Consider the following 20,731-nt stretch of genomic DNA (forward strand, 5'->3'; position numbering starts at 1 on the left):
GCGGTACGGGGGCGTCCCGGCGTGAGCGAGCCCGGCTCCTGGGCGGCGCGGCGTGCCTGGGGAGTTTCGCCCCCGCCGCCCCTGCCCGTCCCGTCCCCGGGGGCTCCGCCCCCGGACCCCCGTTCGCGCCGTTCCCCGCGCCCCTTGAAGCCGTTCCCCGTGCCCCTTGAAGGGGCCGGCGGAACTGTGCCGAAGCCACCCGCATCGCGCGCTCAGCCGGTGGTGTCCTCCTCCGCCAGGACCCGCTGGGCCGTCGCGAACGCCGAGTTCGCGGCCGGCACCCCGCAGTACACGGCCGTCTGCAGCAGGACGGCGCCGATCTCCTCCGGGGTGAGCCCGTTGCGCCGCGCCGCCCGCACATGCATGGCCAGCTCGTCGTAGTGGCCGTGCGCCACCAGCGCGGTCAGCGTGATCATGCTGCGTTCGCGGCGGGTCAGCGTCGGATCGGTCCATATCTCGCCCCAGGCGTAGCGGGAGATGAAGTCCTGGAACCGTGCCGTGAACGGCGTCTGCCGCCGCTGCGCCCGGTCCACGTGCGCGTCACCGAGCACCTCCCGGCGTACCGCCATGCCGAGCCCGGCCCCGCCGCCGAGGTGGGCGCGCAGCGCCGTGAGCACCGCCTGCGGGCACTGCGCGGGCGCCAGGTGCGAGGCACCCGGCAACTCCACCAGCGTGGAGCCCGGCACCGCGTCCGCGATCTCCCGCAGATGCGCGGGCGGCGTCGCCGGGTCCTCGCGGCCGGCGATCAGCAGCGTCGGCGCGGTGATCCGGGCGAGCCGGCCGGTGATGTCGAACGCGGCCAGCGCGTCGCAGCACGCGGCGTACGCCTCCGGGTCGGCCTCCGCCTGGTCGCGGACCAGGCGCGGCACGGTGAACCCGGGCGTGAACCAGCGGGCGTCGGCGCTTCGCACCAGCCGGTCCAGGCCCTCGCGCCGCACCTGCTCGGCCCGCTCCTGCCACGGCCCCGCGCCGTTGAAGTGCGCGGAGGAGCAGATCACGGCGAGCGAGGAGATCCGTTCGGGGTGGTGCACGGCCAGGTGCAGTCCGACCGCGCCGCCCAGCGACACACCGGCGTAGGCGAACCGCTCGATGCCGAGGGAGTCGACGAGCGCCAGCACCAGATCGGCGAGATCGCCGACGGTGGCGCCGGGCCCGATCAGGCCGGCGGCGGAGCCGCCGTGGCCGGGCAGGTCCCAGCGCACCACCCGGTGGCTCGTGGACAGCTCCGGCGCGACGGCGTCCCACAGGGCGTACGACGTGCCGAGGGAGGGTCCGAGCAGCAGCGGGGGAGCGGAATCGGGCCCTTCGGCACGGTGGTTGAGGAGTTTCTCGGTCAACGTCGCTCCAGCGCACGGTCGGTGAGGGCTCCGGCGGAGCCGGTGTAGCGGGTGGGGTCGGTCAGCTCGTCGAGGTCGGCGTCCTTCAGCTCGTCCTGTTCGGCGAGGAGGTCGCCGAGGGAACGGTTCTCGGCGGTGGCACGCCGGGCGAGCGCGGTGAGCAGCTCCTTGGCGCGGGCGCGGCCGAGCAGCGGGGCCAGCTGCGCCGACAACCGCTCGGAGACGATCAGACCGTGGGTCAGGCCGAGGTGGGCGCGCATGGCGTCCGGGGCCACACGCAGGTTCTCCGCCAGCTCGGCGGCGTCGCGGGCCGCGCCGCCCACCAGCCGCAGCAGCTCCCGCAGCGGTTCCCACTCGGCGTGCCAGGCCCCGGCCGGCCGTTCGTCCTCGGCGGCCATCGCGCCGTACAGCGTCGCCGCGAGCTGCGGGGCGCGGCGGGCGGCGGACGCGATCAGCGTGGCGCGGACCGGGTTGGCCTTGTGCGGCATGGCCGACGAGCCGCCGCCGCTGCCCTCCGCCACCTCGGCGATCTCGGTGCGGGACAGGGTGAGCACGTCCACGGCCGCCTTGCCCAGCGCGCCGGCCGTGAAGGCCAGGCAGCCGGCGAGGTCGGCGACCGGTGTGCGCAGCGTGTGCCACGGCAACGACGGTGCGGCGAGCCCGAGTTCGTGCGCGTACCGGGCCGCGAGCGCGGTCGGGTCCTCGGCGCCGTACGCCGTGAAGGCGGCCAGCGTCCCGGCCGCGCCGCCGAGTTGGGCGGGCAGCGCGTCCCGTACGGCCGTCACCCGGTCCCGGGCGTCGAGCACCAGCGACCGCCACCCGGCCGCCTTCAGCCCGAACGTCGTGGGTACGGCGTGCTGGGTGAGCGTCCGTCCCGGCATCGGCGTGTCGCGGTGGTCCGCCGCGAGCCGGGCCAGCGCCCGCTCGGTGCGGGCCAGGTCGGCGAGGACCGGGCCGAGGGTGCGCGCGACGACCAGCATCGCGGCGGTGTCCATGATGTCCTGGCTGGTCGCGCCCCGGTGCACGTAGGGGCCGTACTCCTCGCCGACCGCCCGCGTCAGATCGGCGACCAGCGGGATCACCGGATTGCCGCCGCCCCGCGCCCGCTCGGCCAGCGAGGCGAGGTCGAAGCCGCGCGGGTCGGCCGCCGCCTCGGTGACCGCGTCCGCGGCCGCCCGCGGGGCGAGCCCGAGGGCGGCCTGGGCGCGGGTGAGGGCGGCCTCGGCGTCGAGCAGCGCGCGCAGGAACGCGGCGTCGCTCGTCGCCGCGGCCGCCGGGGAGCCGGCCCACCCGGGGGCGAGCAGGCCGGTGTCCGTTGCCTCGGATGTCACTGGAACTCCAGGAAGACCGTCTCGCCTTCGCCCTGAAGGCGGATGTCGAAACGGTACGTGCCGCTCCGCTCCTCCCGGGCGATCAGCGTGTCGCGCCGGTCGCCCACCCGGGCCAGCAGCGGGTCGGCGGCCAGGGCCGCGTCGTCGCCGGGCAGGTAGATCCGGGTGAACAGGTGCACCAGCAGACCCCGGGCGAACACGCACGCGCTCAGATACGGCGCGCTGCGCCCGCGGGCGCCGGGCCGCAGCGTGCGCGCGTACCAGTGGCCGCTCGCGTCGGTCTGCATCCGCCCCCAGCCGGTGAACTCCACGCCGTTGCGGCCCAGATGGCCGCCGGTCGCCGGGTCGCGCCGCATGGAGCCGTCCACCCGCGGGACGTTGCCGTCCGGGTCGGGGCCCCACAACTCCACGAAGGCGTCCGGCAGCGGCGCGCCCTCGCCGTCGAGGACGTGGCCGTGGACGGTGATGGTGTCCGGGTGGCCCAGCGGGGCGATCTCCTCGCCGCCGCGGAAGGGCAGCGCGTAGCCGTAGAAGGGGCCGACCGTGTGCGACGGCGTGGGCAGCACGGTCTCCGGGCGGCCGGTGTCGATCTGCGTCATGTCGCCTCAGCGTCCTTCTTCGATCCAGGTGGCGTTCGGGCCGTCCAGCACGATGTCCCAGCGGTAGCCGAGGGAGAACTCCGGCACCGACAGACCGTGGTCGTAGGTGGCCACCAGCCGCTGCCGGGCGGCGTCGTCGGTCACCGACTGCAGGATCGGGTCGTAGGGGAAGAGCGGGTCGTTCGGGAAGTACATCTGCGTCACGAGCCGCTGCGTGAACGCCGTCCCGAACAGGGAGAAGTGGATGTGCGCGGGCCGCCATGCGTTGACGTGGTTGCGCCACGGGTAGGGGCCCGGCTGGATCGTCGTGAAGTGGTAGCGGCCCTCGGCGTCGGTGAGGGTGCGGCCGACGCCCGTGAAGTTCGGGTCCAGCGGCGCGTCGTGCTGCTCGCGCTGGTGCGCGTAGCGGCCGGCCGAATTGGCCTGCCAGATCTCGACGAGCTGGCCGCGCACCGGGCGCCCGTTCCGGTCGAGCAGCCGGCCGGAGACGGTGATGCGCTCGCCGATCGGCTCACCCGTGTGCTGCCGGGTGAGGTCGTTGTCGGTCTCCGTGATGTCGCGTTCGCCGAAGGCGGGGGAGTGCAGCTCCACCAGCTCCGGGTCCTGGGTCACGTCGATGGTGATCGGCGGCTGCTCGGGGTGCCGCAGGACGGAGGAGCGGTAGGGGGCGTAGTCGCGCCGCGGGTGGTGCTCCACGGGCGCGCCGTCGGCGAGCCGCTTCTCGTACGCGGCGTGCTCGGCCGCGATCTCCTGGTCGATGTCGTGCTGGGTGAGAGTCATGACCGTTCCTAACGCTCCAGGACGAGGGCGAGGCCCTGGCCGACGCCGATGCACAGGGTGGCGACGCCGGTGCCGGATCCCTTGCGGGCGAGTTGGTGGGCGACGGTGCCGGCGAGTCGGGCACCGGAGGCGCCGAGGGGGTGGCCGAGGGCGATCGCGCCGCCCTGCGGGTTGAGGACCGCCGGGTCGAACTCGGGCCATTCGGCGAGGCAGCCGAGGACCTGCGCGGCGAAGGCCTCGTTGAGTTCGAGGACGTCCAGGTCGCCGAAGGTCCGGCCGGCCTTGGCCAGGGCGCGGTGGACGGCTTCGACGGGGGCGAGGCCGAACCAGTGCGGGTCGTTCGCGGCCAGACCGGTGGCGCTGACGCGGGCCAGCGGTTCACGGCCGGTGGCCTTCAGGCCCTCCTCGTCGGTGAGAAGCAGGGCGGCGGCACCGTCGTTGAGGGGGGAGGCGTTGCCGGCCGTCACCGTGCCCCCGTCCTTGCGGAAGGAGGGCTTCAGCTTGGCCATCGCCTCCAGGGAGGCGTCCGGGCGTACGCATTCGTCGGCGGCGAAGTCGACCGGGTCGCCCGTGCGCGCCGGCACCGGGACGGGGGCGAGCTCGGCGTCGAAGCGGCCCGCCGCCTGCGCCGCGGCGGCCTTGCGGTGGGAGGCGAGGGCGTAGGCGTCCTGCTGCTCACGGGTGATCTTGTGCTTGCCGGCGATCAGCTCCGCGCTCTCCCCGAGCGGAACGGTCCACTGCGGGTCCATCCCCGGGTTGACCATGCGCCAGCCGAGCGTGGTCGAGTACAGCTCGGTGTGGGCGGCGGGGAAGGGCCGGTCGCTCTTGGGCAGGACGTAGGGGGCGCGGGTCATCGACTCCACGCCGCCCGCCACGGCGATGTGGGCGTCGCCGGCCGCGATGGCCCGGGCGGCCTGCACGACGGCTTCCAGACCGGAGGCGCACAGCCGGTTGACGGTCACCCCGGGCACGCTGGTGGGCAGACCGGCGAGCAGGGCGGCCATGCGGGCGACGTTGCGGTTCTCCTCGCCGGCGCCGTTGGCGTTGCCGAGGTAGACGTCGTCGATCCGGGCCGGGTCGAGGGCGGGCGTCCGGGCGAGCAGGGAACGCAGGGCGTGGGCGGCCAGGTCGTCCGGGCGGACGGCGGCCAGGCCCCCGTTGTACCGGCCGAACGGCGTGCGTACGGCATCGACGATGTAGACGCTGTTCACAGCAGCTCCTCCGCGACGGTCAGCCGGGCGTCGGTCCGGGCGGTGATCTCCTCGACGCTCACGCCCGGCGCCACCTCGATCAACCGCAGGCCGTCCGGTGTCACGTCCAGGACGCCGAGATCGGTGATGACGCGGTTCACACACGCCTTGCCGGTCAGCGGCAGCGAGCACGACTTCAGCAGCTTGGAGCTGCCGTCCTTGGCGGTGTGGGTCATCACCACGATCACCCGGCGGGCCCCGTGCACCAGGTCCATCGCCCCGCCGATCCCGGTCACCAGCTTGCCGGGCACCGCCCAGTTCGCCAGATCGCCGTTCTCGGAGACCTGCATCGCGCCGAGCACGGCCACGTCGATGTGCCCGCCGCGGATCATCGCGAACGACAGCGCGGAGTCGAAGAAGGACGCCCCGGGCAGGACGGTGACCGTCTCCTTGCCCGCGTTGATCAGGTCCGGGTCGACGGCGTCCTCGGTGGGATAGGGGCCGGTGCCGAGGATGCCGTTCTCGGATTCGAGGACGACCTCCACACCCTCGGGCAGATGGTTCGGGATCAGCGTGGGCAGGCCGATGCCGAGGTTGACGTACTCGCCGTCCTTCAGCTCGCGCGCGGCCCGCGCCGCCATCTCCTGACGCGTCCAGGCCATCAGCTGCTCACCGTCCGCTGCTCGATCTTCTTGTCCGCCGCCTGCTCCGGGGTCAGCGCCACGACCCGCTGCACGAAGATGCCGGGCACATGCACCGCGTCCGGGTCCAGCGCGCCCGGCTCGACCAGCTCCTCGACCTCGGCGACGGTGACCTTGCCGGCCATCGCCGCCAGCGGGTTGAAGTTGCGGGTGGACTTGTTGAACACGAGATTCCCGTGCCGGTCGCCCTTCGCCGCCCGCACCAGCGCGAAGTCGGTGCGGATGCCGCGCTCCAGCACGTACTCCGTGCCGTCGAACTCGCGGACCTCCTTCGGCGGCGAGGCCACCGCCACCTTGCCCGAGCCGTCGTAGCGCCACGGCAGACCGCCCTCGGCGACCTGCGTGCCCACCCCGGCCGGCGTGTAGAACGCCGGGATCCCCGCACCGCCCGCGCGCAGCCGCTCCGCCAGCGTGCCCTGCGGGATCAGCTCCACCTCCAGCTCACCGGCCAGATACTGCCGGGCGAACTCCTTGTTCGCCCCGATGTAGGAGCCCGTGACCCGCGCGATGCGGCCCGCGGCCAGCAGGACCGCCAGCCCGGTGTCCATCGCGCCGCAGTTGTTCGACACCACGCTCAGGCCGCCGACGCCACGCTCGTACAGCGCCTGGATCAGCACATTCGGCACACCGCTCAACCCGAACCCACCGACCGCGAGCGACGCGCCGTCGGGCACGTCACCCACCGCCTCCAGGGCCGAGGCGACCACCTTGTCCATCCGTGAAGCCTTCCAGTTAGTCAGCGCACTGAGTATTTCGGCGAGGTGCCGCTCACGCTGCCACCGAGACCTCAATACCGTCAAGACCTGCGTCGATGTCAATAGATGGCCAAAGACATCGTCCGATCGGCCGGGTATCGTTCAGTACACCAACGAAAACGACCACAGGAGCGCACATGGCCGCGGTGGACCTCTCGACGCACCCCGGACACCTCGCCCGGCGGCTCCAGCAGGCCCACTACCTGCTCTGGAACGCGATGGTCTCGGAGGAGATCACCTCGCCGCAGTTCGCGGTGCTGAACGCGCTCGTGGCCGAGCCGGGGCTCGACCAGCGCACGGTGGGGGAGCGGGTGGGCCTCGACCGCTCCACCATCGCCGAGGTGAGCAGCCGGCTCGGCCGCCGCGGGCTGATCGACAAGGTGCGCGACCCGCAGGACGGCCGCCGCTCCCTGCTGCGCCCGACGGACGAGGGTCTGCGCACCCACCGCAAGCTGACCGTGCGCACGGCGCGGATGAACCAGGTCTTCCTCGCACCGCTGTCGGCCGACGAGCAGACCCAGTTCCTGGACCTCATCCGCCGCGTCGCCGACGCGGCGGAGGGACTGCGCAACGCCGGCGAACCGGCCACGGCGGCGCAGGCCTGACCCGGGCGGGTGGCCGGCGGGCGAGACGGGCGCGGGTGGGCGCGGGGTGGCCGGCGTGCGCCCGGGTGGTCCGTCTGCGCCGGGCGCGACGGTGCACCGGGCGCATCCGGGTCAGGCGGCCTTGGCGAAGACCACCCAGACCTGGCCCGGGGCGAAGGCCATCGGCCTGCCGTCGTTGGTCTCGAACCGCGTGCCGTCCGTGGCCGTCGGCCGCTTCCAGGTGGCCCGGTACGCCCGCCCGTCCCGCAGGACCGTCGCCGCCCCCGAGCCGACCGTCTCCGTGTACGGCGTGGTGTGACCGAGGAAGTCGTGGAACGCGGAGGCGCGCACGGTCACGTACTGCACGACGACCGTCGCCGGCGCCATCCGCCCCGCGTCGGTCGTCACCGCGGGCGTACCGTCCATGTCGACCAGGTAGCGATGGGCGCCGGGTGACCAGGTGAAGGTGAAGCGGGCGAGCGGGTAGCGCACGGTGCGCGACGCCAGCGGGTGCCCGCCCGCCGGTGCGGGACCGTAGCGGAAGCCGGTGGTCAGCGCGGCCGCGCCGGGCTCGTCGCTCACCAGGGCGCGCGGGTGCAGGAACAGGTTGTGCGGGGCCGGGCGGCCGGCGCCGCGCTCGAACGCGCCCCTCGTCCGGCCCGGGGTCTCCGCCCGCAGCGGGGCCCGGCGGATCAGCGGGAGCAGTTTGCTCTGGGCGCCGGAGAAGGCGAGCGTCGGCCGGTCGAACTGGCGCAGCAACTCCAGGTCGGACTCGCGGGCGCTGCGCACCGGGCCGACGGCGGACGGCAGGGTGGTGGCGTACACCGCCATCAGCCGGCTCAGCCCGCCCTCGACCTGCTCGACGTAGACGACGTCCGCCGCGTTGATCCCCGTCTGCGGCCGGGCCGCTGCGGAGTTGTCGATCTTCACCGCGATGACGGGGTTCCGCGCCGCCGTGGGCCGGCCGGTGGAACTGCCGGGGCTGGTGGGCGAGGTGGGTGTCGCGGGGCCGGAGGGACCCGGGCCCGTCGGGCCGGTCGGACTGCCGGGACCGCTGGGACCGGGCCCGGTGGCCGTGCGCCGGGCCTGGTCGCGGCCGTCGTCGTGCGTGCCCCCTGCCGTCGTGCATCCCGCCGCCAGTCCGGCCGTCACCGTGATCGCCAGCAGGACCGTCGCCGGCAGCGCGCGCCGCGACCGGGGGAGCCGTGCCGTGCCCGGTTCGTACGGCCGCCCCGGCTGTCCCGGTCCTCGTGATCGTCGCGATTCCCGTGATTCTCGCGGTCCTCGTGGTTCCCGCGCTCCTGGTGCTGTGCCCACCGTCGCCACCCGCCCAGTCCTGTCCGAGATCATCCGATTGTCAGCTCATCGGTGGCTCTACCCGATCGTCTTCGCCGGGTCGCTCCGGCTGCGCCGATCGGCGCAGCGGAACGGTCCCCCCGGGCTGGGGCAGGGGCGCGGGCGCGGACCGTGGTTCCGGTTCGGGCCGGGACCTGCGGGTACCCGGCCGCTGGTCGTACAGCGCACCCACGGCGGAGGGAGCCGGCGCGATGAAGGCAGTGACGTGGCACGGCAAGCGGGACGTACGGGTGGAGACGGTGCCCGATCCGAAGATCGAGGAACCCACGGACGCCGTCATCCGCGTCACCTCGAGCGGACTGTGCGGGTCCGACCTGCACCTGTACGAGGTGCTGACCGCGTTCATGACGCCCGGCGACATCCTCGGCCACGAGCCGATCGGCATCGTCGAGGAGGTCGGCGCCGGGGTGCCGGACCTGATGGCCGGCGACCGGGTCGTGGTCCCGTTCCAGATCGCCTGCGGCGACTGCTGGATGTGCCTGAACGGGCTGCCCACGCAGTGCGAGACCACGCAGGTCTCCGGCGAGGGCATGGGCGCCGCCCTCTTCGGCTACACCCGTCTGTACGGGTCGGTGCCCGGCGCCCAGGCCGAGTACCTGCGCGTCCCGCAGGCCCAGTTCGGGCCCATCAAGATCCCCGAGGGGCCGCCCGACGACCGCTTCGTCTACCTCTCCGACGTGCTGCCCACCGCCTGGCAGGCGGTCGCCTACGCCGACGTGCCGCAGGGCGGCAGCGTCGCCGTGCTGGGGCTCGGCCCGATCGGCGACATGGCCTGCCGGGTCGCCCAGGTCCGCGGAGCCGGGCGGGTGTTCGGCGTGGACCTCGTCCCGGAGCGGTTGCGCCGGGCGAAGGAGCGGGGCGTGGAGACGTTCGACCTGAGCAGCTTCGACAACGAGAAGGAGCTGGTCTCCGCGATCCGGGACCAGACCGACGGGCGCGGGCCCGACGCCGTGATCGACGCGGTGGGCACGGAGGCACACGGCAGCGCGGCCGCCAAGCTGGCCCAGCAGGCCACCTCGATGATGCCGCGCAAGCTGGTCAGCCCGCTCATGGAGCGCTTCAGCATCGACCGGCTCGCCGCCCTGCACACCGCGATCGAGCTGGTCCGCCGCGGCGGCACGCTCTCCTTGGTCGGCGTCTACGGCGGCATGGCCGACCCGATGCCGATGCTGACCCTGTTCGACAAGCAGATCCAGATCCGCATGGGCCAGGCCAACGTGCGCCGCTGGAGCGACGAGATCCTGCCGTACCTCACCGACGAGGACCCGCTCGGCGTCGACGACTTCGCCACGCACCGGCTGCCGCTGGACGAGGCGCCGCAGGCCTATGAGATGTTCCAGCGCAAGCGGGACGGGGCCGTGAAGGTGCTGATGAAGCCCTGACCCCGGCTTCAGCGGGGCGGCGGTGAGCGGTCGCCGCCGGAGCGTGGTCCCGTCGCTTGGGGCGGTCCGCGACTGGGGCGGGGCCCCCTCGGGTGGGGCGGTCGGCCGCCGGGGCCGGGCCCCTTCGGGTGGCGCGGCCGGCCGCCGGGGCGGGCCCCCCTCGCCTGGGGCGGTCCGTCGCCCGTCGGTCAGGTCCCGAGCACCTCGGCCAGGTCGTAACGCACCGGCTCCTGCAGCTGCGCGTAGGTGCAGCTCTCCGGCGTCCGGTCCGGGCGCCAGCGGCGGAACCGGGCCGTGTGCCGGAACCGCGCCCCGTTCTCCATGTGGTCGTAGGCCACCTCGGCCACGCGTTCGGGCCGCAGCGGGATCCACGACAGGTCCTTCTTGCCGGACCAGCGGCTGGGTGCCCCCGGGAGTCGCGCGGTTTCGTGGGCGGCCTCCTCGGACCAGGCCGCCCACGGATGTTCCGCGGCGTCGTCCATGCGCAAGGGTTCCAGCTCGTCCACCAGTTCCGCGCGTCTCTTCATGGAGAACGCCGCCGACACGCCCACGTGCTGCAGGGTGCCCCGGTCGTCGTAGAGGCCGAGCAGCAGGGAGCCCACGACCGGGCCGGACTTGTGGAAGCGGTAGCCGGCGACGACGACGTCCGCGGTCCGCTCGTGCTTGATCTTGAACATGGCGCGCTCGTCCTGGAGATAGCGCAGGGTGAGCGGCTTGGCGATCACGCCGTCCAGTCCGGCCCCCTCGAACTCCTGGAACCACCGCTGGGCCACCTCGATGTCCCTCGTTGCCGGAGCCACGTGCACCGGCGGGGTGGCCTCCGCCAGCGCCCGCTCCAGCGCCGCCCGCCGGTCGGTCAGCGGCATGCCGGTGAGCGACTCGTCGTCCAGGGCCAGCACGTCGAAGGCCACGAAGGAGGCCGGGGTCTTCTGCGCCAGCATCCGCACCCGCGAGTCGGCGGGATGGATGCGTTCGGTGAGCGCGTCGAAGTCCAGCCGGCCCTCCAGGGCGATCACGATCTCCCCGTCCAGGACGCAGCGCTCGGGCACCCGTTCCTTCAGCGCCTCGACCAGCTCGGGGAAGTACCGGGTCAGCGGCTTGCCGGTCCGGCTGCCCAGTTCCACCTCGTCCCCGTCGCGGAAGACGATCGCCCGGAACCCGTCCCACTTGGCCTCGTAGTGCATGTCCGGCGGGATCTTCGCGACGGACTTGGCGAGCATCGGCTTCACGGGCGGCATGACGGGCAGGTCCATGCTCCGACTGTACGATTCGTCCCGGATGTCCGCCTGATGCATGCTGGACCGCATGAGCGACCGCGACGACTTCCGGACGTGGGTCGAGACCGCGTTGCGCGATGCGGAGGTCGCGCTGCACAACGGCGACGCGGCGCCCCGGCGGGCGCTGTGGTCGCGCGGCGAACCCGTGAGCGTCCTCGGTGCCTGGCACGACGCCCACGGTCAGGACGAGCTCGACCGCCTCTTCGCCGCCCTCTCCCGCACCTTCTCCGACTGCACGTCGTACGCGTTCGAACTGCGGGCGTACGACGTCGTGGGCGACATGGCCTACACGGTCGGCCTGGAGCACACCTCGGCCCGCGTCGACGGCAGGCCGCGCACCTACACGCTGCGCGCGACGCAGATCTACCGCCGCGAGGACGGTGCCTGGCGGGTGGCGCACCGTCACGCCGACACGGTGAGCGAGTGACACCCGGCGCGCCCGCCTGCTGTCCGGTATGCGATGTTTGTGGCCTGCGCCTACGGTGGCCGCATGGGTGACGCGGTCGAACTCGAAGCCGGCGGCAGGACCGTACGGCTGTCCAACCCCGACAAGGTCTTCTTCCCGGAGCGCGGCTACACCAAGCTGGACCTCGCCCGGTACTACCAGGCCGTCGGCCCCGGCATCCTGCGCGCTCTGCGCGACCGGCCCACCACGCTGGAGCGCTACCCGGACGGCGTCACCGGCGAGTGGTTCTACCAGAAGCGCGCCCCGAAGAACATGCCCGACTGGATCCCCACCGCCCACATCACCTTCCCCAGCGGCCGCAGCGCCGACGAGATGTGCCCCACCGAGGAAGCCGCGGTGCTGTGGGCCGCGCAGTACGGCACCCTCACCTTCCACCCCTGGCCGGTGCGCCGCGACGACGTCGACCGCCCCGACGAACTGCGCATCGACCTCGACCCGCAGCCCGGCACCGACTACGACGACGCCGCCCGCGCCGCCCACGAACTGCGCGCCGTGCTCGACGAGTTCGGCGGGCTGCGCGGCTACCCGAAGACCTCCGGCGGCCGTGGCCTGCACGTCTTCGTGCCCATCGAACCGCGCTGGACCTTCACCCAGGTCCGCCGCGCCGCGATCGCGGTCGGCCGGGAGATGGAGCGCCGGATGCCCGAGCAGGTCACCATCAAGTGGTGGAAGGAGGAGCGCGGCGAGCGCATCTTCATCGACTACAACCAGACCGCCCGCGACCGCACCATCGCCTCCGCCTACTCCGTGCGGCCCCGCCCGCACGCCCCCGTCTCCGCGCCGCTGCGCTGGGAGGAGGTCGGCGCCGCCCATCCGCGCGACTTCGACATCGTGACCATGTCGGCCCGCTTCGCCGAACTCGGCGACGTCCACGCCGACATGGACGACCACCGCTTCTCCCTGGAGGCCCTGCTGGAGCTCGCGGCACAGGACGAACGCGACCACGGCCTCGGCGATCTGCCCTATCCACCGGAGTACCCGAAGATGCCGGGCGAGCCCAAGCGGGTCCAGCCGAGCCGCGCCCGCCGCCCCCAGCCGGCCGACCAGCCGAAGAAGTCCTCCTAGCCGGCGCCCTCGTGTCTCAGGCCGACGGGCGGGCGAGCTTGCCGGCCACGGCGTCGAGGACCCATTCGAGGCCGGTCGCGAAGGACTCCCCGGCGTCCACGTGCCTGCCGTCGTGCACCGCCTTGGCCAGCGCCGGGAAGCGGCCCGTGGCCAGCATCCGCGTCACATGCGGCCCGAAGGCGCGCTGCCAGTCGCGCTTGGACAGGCCCGTGGCGCGCTCGGCCCGCAGGTTCGCGATCTCGCGCCGGATCGCGCCGGTGACGTAGGAGCTGACGGTCTCCGCGGCGCGCAGGACGGTGTCGACGTCGGCGAGCCCGTCGAGGGGGGCCAGTGTCGCCTCGGTGACGGCGAGGCCGTTCGGGCCCAGGGCCGGGCGGCCGCCGAGCAGGTCGGCCAGCCAGGGGTGGCGGAGCGCGGTCCGCCTGGTCCGGTGGGCGAGGGCCCGCAGCGCCTCCCGCCAGTCAGCGGGCCGCTCCTCGGGAAGGATCTCGGCCTGGACCTCGTCCATCATGAGGTCGAACAGCTCCTCCTTGGTGGAGATGTATCCGTACAGCCGCATCGGGCCGGCGTTCAGCCGGGCGGCGACCTTGCGCAACGACACCGCCTCCAGCCCGCCCTCGTCGGCCAGCGCGACGGCGGCGGCGACGATCCGCCGCCGGTCGAGCGGCACGGGGCGGGCCGGCGGCTCCGGCCGGTCCCAGACAGTCATGGCCACACCGTACCGTTGTGATACAGCGTCTCGGATCGATACAGTGTATCGCCATGAGACCTCGCATCGCCGTTGTCGGCGCGGGCCCCGGCGGCCTCACCTGCGCCCGTGTCCTGCACCGCCACGGCCACCCGGTCACCGTCCTCGAACGCGATCCCGCCCCCGACGCCCGCCCGCCGGGCGGCGCGCTGGACCTGCACGAAGGGCTGGGGCAGCTCGCCCTGCAGAAGGCCGGGCTGCTGAGGGAGTTCGAGGCGCTGGCCCGCCCCGAGGCGCAGGCCATGCGCATCCTGGACGTGGACGGCACCGTCCTGCGCGACTGGCGCCCCGGCCCGGACGAGCGGGCCAACCCCGAGATCGACCGCGGTCAGCTCCGTGACCTGCTGCTCGGCCCGCTCGACGTCCAGTGGGGCCGAGGCGTCTCGCGAGTGGTGCCGGGGACCGCGGACGGCGTGCTGGTCCACTTCGCCGACGGGAGCCAGGAGACCTTCGACCTCGTGATCGGCGCGGACGGCGCCTGGTCCCGGACCCGCCCGGCGCTCTCGCCGGCCGAGCCGCACTACACCGGCGTCACCTCGGTCGAGACCTCCCTCGACGACGTCGACACCCGCCACCCCGGCCTCGCCCGGTTGATCGGCGACGGCTCCCTGGCCGTTTACGGCGTGAACCGCTCCGTCGTCGCCCAGCGCAACAGCGGCGGCCACGTCAAGGTGTACGCCAAGTTCCGTGCGCCGCTGGACTGGCACGCGCACCTGGACCCGGCCGACGCAGAAGCCCTGCGCGCGAGCGTGCTGGCACTGTTCGACGGCTGGGCCGACACCGTCCTCGACCTCCTCCGGCACGGCACCGCCTTCGTCCGCCGCCCCTTCCACTCCCTGCCCGTGTCCCACACCTGGACCCACGTCCCCGGGGTGACGCTGCTGGGCGACGCCGCCCATCTGATGCCGCCCCTGGGGGCGGGCGCGAACCTCGCGATGCTGGAGGGCGCCGAACTCGCCGAGGCCCTCGCCACCGGCTCCGGGGGCCCGGACGAGGCCGTCCGGGCCTTCGAGGAACGGATGTGGGCACGGGCCGGCCGCTGGGCGCAGATCACGACGGCCGGTCTGGAACGCCTTGTCAGCCCGGACCCGGCCGAAGCCATCGCCCAGTTCGACCAGGTCCAGCCGTCCTGACCGCCCGGCGCGGGGCGAGCGGTGCGAACAGCCCGGCGCGGCACCGTGGCCGTCCGGCGCAACCGTGATCAGGGCCGGACGGTCGCCCGCGCCCGGGCGCGTCAGCCGGCGGTGCCCTCCAGCCGCTCGGCCAGGCGGCGGCAGTCCCGCAGCAGGGACAGGTCCTCGTGGAGGCGGTGCGTCATACCGGGCGCCGCGCCGTCGTTGGTGTGGTGGCGCGGGGAGTCCAGCTCCGCCCGTATGTGCGGCAGGGCGGGCGCGGCGTCCGCGCCCATGTCCAGCAGGCAGCGGGCGATCACGGGACGCTGGTTCGGCTGGGACGTCCACCCCCGCAGCAGCGCCGGCAGCGCCTCGCGCGCGTCCCCGGTCACCCGCCACAGCGCCACCCCCGCCCACCCGGTGGACCGGTCGGCGGCGATCAGCGCGCGCAGTTCCGGCGCCAGAGCGGCCCCGGCCGGTCCCATCGCGCTCGCGGCCCGCAGCGCCTCGTAGACCCGCGCGTCGGGCCCGGCGGACAGGGCCTCCCGCACGACGGGCAGCACGTCCCTCGCGTCCTCGGTCACGGCCCACAGGGCCCGCGCCACCCTGGCCCGCTGCTCCGGGGGGAGCCCGTCGTCGGCGAGCAGGTCCCGCAGCAGGGGAGCGGCGTCCGCGGCGGCGGTGCCGCAGGACGGGAGGGCCTCCACCACCGCCCAGCGGGTGCGCGGATCGTCCGTGGCGCGCAGGACCGCGGTGAGCAGCGGGGCGGACTCCGGCTGCTCCAGGACGCCCAGGGCCCCGACGAGGTGGACCTGGTCGGCGTCGGGGACGGCCGGGTCGAGGGCCGCGAGCCGCTCGCGCAGCACCGGGCCCAGCGGGGCCGCCGCCTCGGGGCCGAGCGCCCGGATCCAGTCCGGCAGCCGGGCGGGCACCTCCAGCGCGACGTCGTGCCCGGACAGCAGCGACACCAGCGTCGGCACCACGTCCGGGGCGCCGGCCAGCGTCAGGACCTCGGTGGCCCGGCACAGCGCCATCTCGTACCAGGGCACGTCCGCTTCCAGCTCGCGGTCGTCCCAGCTGTGGATGTACGTCTCCAGCGACTCGACGGCCGGGCCCACGACCGGCGCGAGGTGCAGCAGCGTGTTCAGCGCCATGTCGGACACCCGCTCGTCGGGGTCCAGCAGCAGCGCGCCGACGGCCGCCACCGGCTCCGCCGCGGGGACACGCCAGCCGGTCAGCAGCTGACGGGCCATGACCAGCGCGGTCAGCTTCTGCCCCCGTCCCGGCGCCCGCAGTTGGTCCATGAGCAGCGGCAGCCGCAGGTCCGTGCGGTCACCGAGGGCGTGGTGCAGCTCCGTGAGCAGGTCGCCCACCAGATCGGCGTCCACGCTGGCCCGGTGGTCCCGCTCCAGCTCGCGCAGATACGAGATCAGGGTGTCGGTGCGAGGCCGCTCGGGCGCGTCTTCGCCGGCCGGCGCCGCCCGCCCCGCGCGCCGCAGCACGTCCCGGCAGATGTCCACCGTGTCCTCGGGCACGGACTGCGGGGCGCAGTGCGCCAGTTGGACGAGGGCCGTCAGCCGCAGCTCGGGATCGGGGGTGCCGGCCACCAGCCGGGTCAGTACCTCTGCCGCCGCGCCGGCCGTCCTCGCCGGGTGCGCCACGCCCAGGCTGCCCACGGCCCGCACCAGCGCCCGGGCCGGTCCGGGCGCGCGCTCCACGCGCAGCCGGTCGCACAGCGCGTCGAACACGCGCACGGGATCGGGATGCAACTGCGCGAGGGCGCCCGGCAACGCGGCCCGCAGCTCCGGGTCCGGGTCGTCCAGCAGGCCGAGGAGGCCGTCCACGCCCTCGCGGATCAGCGCGCGGGCGCGCCCGATCATGCGCCGCCACTCCTCCTCGTCCTCGTCGCAGCCGCAGAACTCCAGCGGGGAGTCCTCCCGCACCGACTCCCCGATGCTGCGCAGCAGTTCCACCACGGCGCCCCGCTCGGGCCTGCCCGCCGTCCGCACCAGCTCGAACAGGAAGGGGACGCACGCCACCGTGCTGTCGTAGACGTCGCCCTGGTGGTGCACCGCCCCGTACATCCCGTCCAGGGCGATCTCCCGGCGCTCCGGGTCGTCCGACGCCAGACCCCACAGCAGGCCCGGCACATCGGTCGCCGTATCGGTGTACGCATGCCCCAGCGACGCCCAGTCGACGTCGTCGATCCCCGTGAACACGGCTGTCCTCCCCGTGGCGCTCCGCGGCGCGTGTCCCGCCGCCGATCACAGCTTGCCGCACACCACTGACAACCCGTCCCCGGCGACGGCCGGTCCCCGGCCCGGCGCACGCTCCGCCACCGCCGAAGGCCGGGGATATCCTGGGCCGCACCCACCGCCGAGGAGCCCGATGTGACCCAGACAGCCCCGCGCCCCACGCTGGAGGCCGTGGCCGCGCGGGCCGGTGTGTCCCGGGCGACGGTCTCCCGTGTCGTCAACGGAGGCGACGGGGTGCGGCCGCACCTCGTCGAGCGGGTCCGGCGGGCCGTCGACGAACTCGGCTACGTCCCCAACCAGGCCGCCCGCAGCCTGGTCACCCGGCGCCACGACGCCGTAGCCGTCGTCATCGCCGAACCCGAGACGCGGGTCTTCGCCGACCCCTTCTTCGCCCTCCAGCTGCGCGGCATCAGCCGCGAGCTGACCGCGCACGACAACCAGCTCGTCCTGCTGCTCACCGAGGGCCGCGACGACCACACGCGCGTCGCCCGCTACCTCGCCGGCGGCCATGTCGACGGGGCCCTCGTCTTCTCCCTGCACCTCGACGACCCGCTGCCCGCCCTGATCCACGACGCGGGTGTGCCGACGGTGTTCGGCGGCCGCCCGGGCTGGGGCGACGGCGACCGCGGAGCCGCCTACGTCGACAGCGACAACCGCGGTGGGGCCCGTGAGGCCGTGCGCCATCTGCTCGCCCTCGGCCGCCGCCGCATCGCCCACATCACCGGCCCGCTCGACCAGACGTCGGCGGCGGACCGGCTGGACGGCTACCGGGACGCCCTGGACGGCGCCGACGACCGGCTGGTCGCCGAGGGCGACTTCACCGCGGCCGGCGGCGAACGGGCCATGCGGGCGCTGCTGCGGCGCTGCCCCGACCTGGACGCCGTCTTCGCCGGCAACGACCTCACCGCCGCCGGCGCCCTGCGGGTGCTGCGCGAGCACGGGCGGCGGGTGCCCGACGACGTCGCCGTGATCGGCTTCGACGACATGGTCACCGTCGCGGAGCAGACCGACCCGCCGCTGACGACGGTGCGTCAGGACATCGAGGAGATGGGCCGCCTGATGGCCCGCCTGCTCCTGCGCCGCCTCGACCGGGGCGCCACCGCGCCCGACGGCGAGCCGGAGAACGACGGGCCCGGGAACGGCGGAACCGAGGACGGCGACCGGGATCCCGCTGCCGCCGTCGTCCTGCCCACGACCCTGGTACGCCGCGCCTCGGCCTAGTGGCCCACGTGCACGGCCACGGCCGACGCCACGGTCACTCCGGGCTTGGCGCGCTCGTGATCATCGCGCGCGTCACTCCGGGCGCGGCGCGTTCGTGATCACCGCGCGCGTCACTCCGGGCGCGGCGCGCTCGTGATCACCGCGAACCGTGCCCCGTAGGGATCGGCGAGGCGGGCCATCCGGCCGACGCCCTCCACGTCCACGGCCGGCACCCGGACCGTGCCGCCCATCTCCTGGGCCGTGGTGACCACCGTGTCCACGTCCGGCACCTCGAAGTACGGCAGCCAGTACGCCTCGGTCTCCGCCGGATCGTCCGCGAGGGGCACCATCCCGCCGAACATGGCGTCCTCGCCGCCCTCCCGGGGGTTGACGCAGGTGTACGTGCCGCCGGGGAAGGGCACCGCCGAGGTCTCCATGCCGAGCACCGCGTGGTAGAAGGCGGCCGCCGCGGCGATGTCCGGCGTGTACAACTCCACCCACGTCAGCGAGCGGCTGTCGCCGGCCACGTCGACGCCCTTGGTACGGCCCGGCTGCCAGATCCCGAAGCGCACGCCCGCCGGATCGGCGAGGACGGCCATGGTGCCCTCGCTCATCACGTCCATCGGACGGAACGGGACGCTGCCGTGCGCCTGCTCGGCCGCCTTGGCGGTGGCCTCGGCGTCCCCGCTCTGGAAGTACACCGTCCATGCCGGCGGGCCCTGCTCCGCCGCGACCTGAACGGCACCCGCCACGGTCCTGCCGTCCAGCTGGAAGAAGCCGTAGCCGCCGGCCTCGGGCCCGGCCGACTGGAACCGCCAGCCGAAGAGGGCGCCGTAGAAGCGCGTGGCGCCCTCGAGGTCGCTCGTGCCGACGTCGAGCCAGTTCGGGGCACCGTTGACGAAACGGGTGGTGAGCATCGTCGCCCTCCTTCGAAGGGTCCCGTTGTCTGCTCTGCCGAGTCTTCCACCGCCCACTGACAATCGCCCCCGCGCGCCGCCGTGCGCCGGCTCGGACGGCGGGGGCATCATCGGGTGGCCGGCGGCCCTGCGAAACAGGCGTTGATCCGGCGTTGATCGAACGTTTCGCGCCGCCCGGCAGGCTTTCGGCCATGCACCTCGACACCATCGACATGCCCGATCTCGCCTGGCAGGAGGAGGCGCTGTGCGCGCAGACCGGCGGCGACTTCTTCTTCCCCGAGCCCGGCAGCTCCGTCCGCGAGGCCAAGCGCATCTGCGGCCTGTGCCCGATCCGCTCGGCCTGCCTCGACTACGCCCTGGAGCACGACGAGCGTTTCGGCGTGTGGGGCGGCCTGTCCGAGAAGGAGCGGCTGGCCCTGCGCCGCACCGCCCCGTGACGGCACCGCCCCGCCCCGTTCGCCCCCACCGGGAAAACGCCGGCGGCACGACTCGCGGGGGGTCGTGCCGCCGGGGCCGGTCGGGTCAGCCGGCCGCCCGGGCCGCCATCCGGGCCCGGCGGGCCGCCAGCTTCTCGTCGAACTTCGTCGCCTCGTCGTTCAGGCCGCCCAGGTAGAGACCGAGCTCCTCCTGGGCCTGCAGGCCCTCGGGGCCGAGGCCGTCGATCTCCAGGACCTTCAGGAAGCGCAGCACGGGCTGCAGCACGTCGTCGTGGTGGATCCGCACGTTGTACACGCCGCCGATCGCCATCTGCGCCGCGGCCCGCTCGAAGCCGGGGATGCCGTGACCGGGCATCCGGAAGTTGACGACCACGTCCCGCACCGCCTGCATCGTCAGGTCGGGCGCGATCTCGAAGGCCGCCTTGAGCAGGTTGCGGTAGAAGACCATGTGCAGGTTCTCGTCGGTCGCGATGCGCGCCAGCATGCGGTCGCAGACCGGGTCGCCGGACTGATGGCCGGTGTTGCGGTGCGAGATCCGCGTGGCCAGCTCCTGGAAGGCGACGTAGGCCACAGAGTGCAGCATCGAGTGCCGGTTGTCGGACTCGAAGCCCTCGCTCATGTGAGCCATGCGGAAACGTTCCAGCTTGTCCGGGTCGACCGCGCGCGAGGTCAGCAGGTAGTCCCGCATCACGATGCCGTGCCGGCCCTCCTCGGCCGTCCAGCGGTGCACCCACGTGCCCCAGGCGCCGTCGCGGCCGAAGAGCGTGGCGATCTCGTGGTGGTAGCTCGGCAGGTTGTCCTCGGTCAGCAGGTTCACCACCAGGGCGATCCGGCCGATCTCCGTGACCTTGGACTGCTCCTTGTCCCAGGCCTCGCCGTCCTCGAAGAGGCCGGGGAAATTGCGGCCGTCGCTCCACGGCACGTACTCGTGCGGCATCCAGTCCTTGGCGACCTGCAGATGCCGGTTCAGTTCCTTCTCGACCACTTCCTCCAAGGCGTACAGCAGCCGGGCGTCGGTCCAGACGGCGGAACTGCCGAGGTGCGCAGAGGTGATCGTCACGAGTACTCCAGGGGGACGACGACGGAGCGGAAGGGTCCGGTGGTGCGGCACCGGGAACCTACGGGATCGTAGGCTACGAGTCCGTAGGTTACGAATCCGTAGGTTAAGAACTCCGTAAAGATCGCTGATCAGCCACTGTGGGCCCGGCCACTGCCGACAGCACGACGGCCCCGGAATCC

At 73.9% G+C, this 20,731-nt stretch carries 20 protein-coding genes; 7 read left to right on the forward strand and 13 right to left on the reverse strand.

Going from position 1 to position 20,731, the window contains the following annotated elements; all coding sequences use genetic code 11:
* Positions 1–212: 212 nt before the first annotated feature.
* From pcaD to ACF1AL_RS08270, 7 genes are read right to left on the reverse strand one after another with little or no spacing between them, the layout of a single operon-like run.
* Positions 213–1,337 (reverse strand): 3-oxoadipate enol-lactonase, encoded by a 1,125-nt coding sequence (gene pcaD, locus ACF1AL_RS08240; protein WP_391825602.1) that lies wholly within the window; start codon positions 1,335–1,337, stop codon positions 213–215.
* Positions 1,334–2,668 (reverse strand): 3-carboxy-cis,cis-muconate cycloisomerase, encoded by a 1,335-nt coding sequence (gene pcaB, locus ACF1AL_RS08245; RefSeq protein ID WP_391825603.1) that lies wholly within the window; start codon positions 2,666–2,668, stop codon positions 1,334–1,336. Before pcaB ends, pcaD begins: the two co-directional genes overlap by 4 nt.
* Entirely contained in the window at positions 2,665–3,267 is a 603-nt protein-coding gene (gene pcaG, locus ACF1AL_RS08250; RefSeq protein ID WP_391695657.1) for a protocatechuate 3,4-dioxygenase subunit alpha, read from the reverse strand. Before pcaG ends, pcaB begins: the two co-directional genes overlap by 4 nt.
* A gap of 6 nt (positions 3,268–3,273) precedes the next feature.
* Positions 3,274–4,047 carry a protocatechuate 3,4-dioxygenase subunit beta gene (gene pcaH, locus ACF1AL_RS08255; RefSeq protein ID WP_391825604.1) on the reverse strand — a complete coding sequence of 258 codons (774 nt, stop codon included), beginning with the start codon at positions 4,045–4,047 and terminating at the stop codon, positions 3,274–3,276.
* 8 nt (positions 4,048–4,055) lie between these two features.
* The gene (locus ACF1AL_RS08260; protein ID WP_391818575.1) at positions 4,056–5,258 is read right to left on the reverse strand and encodes a thiolase family protein; all 1,203 of its coding nucleotides are present in this window, start codon (positions 5,256–5,258) and stop codon (positions 4,056–4,058) included.
* Positions 5,255–5,899, reverse strand: coding sequence for a CoA transferase subunit B (locus ACF1AL_RS08265; protein ID WP_391695662.1), 645 nt, complete (start codon positions 5,897–5,899; stop codon positions 5,255–5,257). Before ACF1AL_RS08265 ends, ACF1AL_RS08260 begins: the two co-directional genes overlap by 4 nt.
* A complete protein-coding gene (locus ACF1AL_RS08270) occupies positions 5,899–6,654 on the reverse strand; it encodes a CoA transferase subunit A (RefSeq protein ID WP_366834748.1) in 756 nt (251 codons plus the stop codon). Before ACF1AL_RS08270 ends, ACF1AL_RS08265 begins: the two co-directional genes overlap by 1 nt.
* A gap of 176 nt (positions 6,655–6,830) precedes the next feature.
* On the opposite strand from ACF1AL_RS08270, the gene ACF1AL_RS08275 reads away from it, so the two are divergent.
* Positions 6,831–7,298 (forward strand): MarR family winged helix-turn-helix transcriptional regulator, encoded by a 468-nt coding sequence (locus ACF1AL_RS08275; RefSeq protein ID WP_391825605.1) that lies wholly within the window; start codon positions 6,831–6,833, stop codon positions 7,296–7,298.
* 111 nt (positions 7,299–7,409) lie between these two features.
* On the opposite strand, the gene ACF1AL_RS08280 is transcribed toward ACF1AL_RS08275, so the two are convergent.
* Entirely contained in the window at positions 7,410–8,459 is a 1,050-nt protein-coding gene (locus ACF1AL_RS08280; RefSeq protein ID WP_391825718.1) for a DUF3048 domain-containing protein, read from the reverse strand.
* Positions 8,460–8,824: 365 nt separating this feature from the next.
* On the opposite strand from ACF1AL_RS08280, the gene ACF1AL_RS08285 reads away from it, so the two are divergent.
* Positions 8,825–10,015 carry a zinc-dependent alcohol dehydrogenase gene (locus ACF1AL_RS08285; RefSeq protein ID WP_391658232.1) on the forward strand — a complete coding sequence of 397 codons (1,191 nt, stop codon included), beginning with the start codon at positions 8,825–8,827 and terminating at the stop codon, positions 10,013–10,015.
* Positions 10,016–10,203: 188 nt separating this feature from the next.
* Here ACF1AL_RS08285 and ACF1AL_RS08290 read toward each other — a convergent pair whose 3' ends face one another.
* Entirely contained in the window at positions 10,204–11,268 is a 1,065-nt protein-coding gene (locus ACF1AL_RS08290) for an ATP-dependent DNA ligase (RefSeq protein ID WP_391825606.1), read from the reverse strand.
* A gap of 52 nt (positions 11,269–11,320) precedes the next feature.
* On the opposite strand from ACF1AL_RS08290, the gene ACF1AL_RS08295 reads away from it, so the two are divergent.
* Positions 11,321–11,719 carry a nuclear transport factor 2 family protein gene (locus tag ACF1AL_RS08295; RefSeq protein WP_391825607.1) on the forward strand — a complete coding sequence of 133 codons (399 nt, stop codon included), beginning with the start codon at positions 11,321–11,323 and terminating at the stop codon, positions 11,717–11,719.
* Between the two features lie 63 nt (positions 11,720–11,782).
* A complete protein-coding gene (gene ligD / locus ACF1AL_RS08300) occupies positions 11,783–12,823 on the forward strand; it encodes a non-homologous end-joining DNA ligase (protein WP_391780407.1) in 1,041 nt (346 codons plus the stop codon).
* 16 nt (positions 12,824–12,839) lie between these two features.
* Here ligD and ACF1AL_RS08305 read toward each other — a convergent pair whose 3' ends face one another.
* Positions 12,840–13,532 carry a TetR/AcrR family transcriptional regulator gene (locus tag ACF1AL_RS08305; RefSeq protein ID WP_391825608.1) on the reverse strand — a complete coding sequence of 231 codons (693 nt, stop codon included), beginning with the start codon at positions 13,530–13,532 and terminating at the stop codon, positions 12,840–12,842.
* Positions 13,533–13,585: 53 nt separating this feature from the next.
* Here ACF1AL_RS08305 and ACF1AL_RS08310 point away from each other — a divergent pair, with 53 nt between their 5' ends.
* On the forward strand, positions 13,586–14,704 hold the full coding sequence (locus ACF1AL_RS08310; RefSeq protein ID WP_391825609.1) for an FAD-dependent oxidoreductase: 1,119 nt from the start codon (positions 13,586–13,588) through the stop codon (positions 14,702–14,704).
* A 101-nt stretch (positions 14,705–14,805) separates the two neighbouring features.
* On the opposite strand, the gene ACF1AL_RS08315 is transcribed toward ACF1AL_RS08310, so the two are convergent.
* Positions 14,806–16,902, reverse strand: a complete 2,097-nt coding sequence (locus ACF1AL_RS08315) for a HEAT repeat domain-containing protein (protein ID WP_391825610.1) — start codon at positions 16,900–16,902, stop codon at positions 14,806–14,808.
* A gap of 171 nt (positions 16,903–17,073) precedes the next feature.
* On the opposite strand from ACF1AL_RS08315, the gene ACF1AL_RS08320 reads away from it, so the two are divergent.
* The gene (locus tag ACF1AL_RS08320) at positions 17,074–18,159 is read left to right on the forward strand and encodes a LacI family DNA-binding transcriptional regulator (protein WP_391780404.1); all 1,086 of its coding nucleotides are present in this window, start codon (positions 17,074–17,076) and stop codon (positions 18,157–18,159) included.
* Between the two features lie 110 nt (positions 18,160–18,269).
* On the opposite strand, the gene ACF1AL_RS08325 is transcribed toward ACF1AL_RS08320, so the two are convergent.
* Positions 18,270–19,055 (reverse strand): VOC family protein, encoded by a 786-nt coding sequence (locus tag ACF1AL_RS08325; protein ID WP_366834758.1) that lies wholly within the window; start codon positions 19,053–19,055, stop codon positions 18,270–18,272.
* A gap of 191 nt (positions 19,056–19,246) precedes the next feature.
* Here ACF1AL_RS08325 and ACF1AL_RS08330 point away from each other — a divergent pair, with 191 nt between their 5' ends.
* Positions 19,247–19,492, forward strand: a complete 246-nt coding sequence (locus ACF1AL_RS08330; protein WP_384205597.1) for a WhiB family transcriptional regulator — start codon at positions 19,247–19,249, stop codon at positions 19,490–19,492.
* Positions 19,493–19,577: 85 nt separating this feature from the next.
* Here ACF1AL_RS08330 and ACF1AL_RS08335 read toward each other — a convergent pair whose 3' ends face one another.
* Positions 19,578–20,552 (reverse strand): acyl-ACP desaturase, encoded by a 975-nt coding sequence (locus tag ACF1AL_RS08335; RefSeq protein ID WP_366834760.1) that lies wholly within the window; start codon positions 20,550–20,552, stop codon positions 19,578–19,580.
* Positions 20,553–20,731: the final 179 nt, after the last annotated feature.

Origin of the sequence: Streptomyces sp. NPDC014801, from assembly GCF_043082085.1 — a bacterium.
Taxonomy (GTDB): Bacteria; Actinomycetota; Actinomycetes; order Streptomycetales; family Streptomycetaceae; genus Streptomyces.